The organism is Devosia naphthalenivorans, assembly GCF_003056355.1.
Lineage (GTDB): Bacteria > Pseudomonadota > Alphaproteobacteria > Rhizobiales > Devosiaceae > Devosia > Devosia naphthalenivorans.
In genome coordinates, this window is the sequence record NZ_PYVW01000043.1 from 1 (window position 1) to 878 (window position 878).

The 878-nt window shown below is 59.2% G+C and carries 1 pseudogene; it reads left to right on the top strand.

Features of this window, described 5'->3' with window-relative positions:
- Nucleotides 1-209 precede the first annotated feature (209 nt).
- A pseudogene (locus tag C8264_RS21920) lies at nt 210-455 on the top strand (CsbD family protein).
- Nucleotides 456-878 lie beyond the last annotated feature (423 nt).

Below are 878 nucleotides of genomic sequence, written 5' to 3' on the forward strand. Positions count from 1 at the left end.
ATCGAACGCCATTGTCGAGCATTCCCCAAGAGAGCGATCGGATCGCCCGCCCCGAGGACTGATGTTGCGCCGGCCTGGCCCCCGCCTCAGGCAACGTGCTCCGCCCGGCCGTCGGGGCAAGGCGATTCCCCTTCTGCCGCCTGGGCGCGGAGGTCGGAAATGGCTCCCTATCTCGCGTTAGTTCAGTCCAACCAAAAAGGAGAACTTCCATGGACTGGAATCGCGTTGAAGGTAACTGGAAGCAGATGATCGGCAAAGTGAAGGAACAGTAAGGCAAGCTCACCGACGACGATTTGGCACAGATTAAGGGCAATCGTGAGCAGCTTGAGGGGAAGATCCAGGAGCGCTACGGCAAGGCCAAGGACGAAGCCAGTCGAGACATTGAGGACTGGTACACCGCCAGACTTGTTAGCTGGCCGACAGCCTTCTGCGGACAGGGCCGCTTTATCAAGTGAAGTGACTGAGGCCGAAGTGTCAGAGCACAGGCACCAAGAAGCCGGTGATCAATTCGCTATAGCCGGAGACTGCTCACTTTGTCTGATCGAGCACACCTCCAACCCCGTCGAGCAACAATATCGCCAGCGCTATCGATACGGCCCCTAAAATCACGCTCGTCAGCACGCCCCGGCGACGGTCCCACAGCCCTGTGTCGCCCAGCACAACAACTGCAGCTTGCCTTCGTGTTCGCTATTCTAAGCGCAGCCCTATCCGACCTCACGGCCGGAACATACCACGCCCATCAACCGGAGTGGGGGAAAAGAAAAAGGCGGGCTGTGAAGCCCGCCTTTCATTTCGTTTGCGGCGCCGATTAACGGAGCAGCTGCAACACGCCCTGATCGGCCTGGTTGGCCATCGAGAGGGTCGATTGCGCCAGCGAC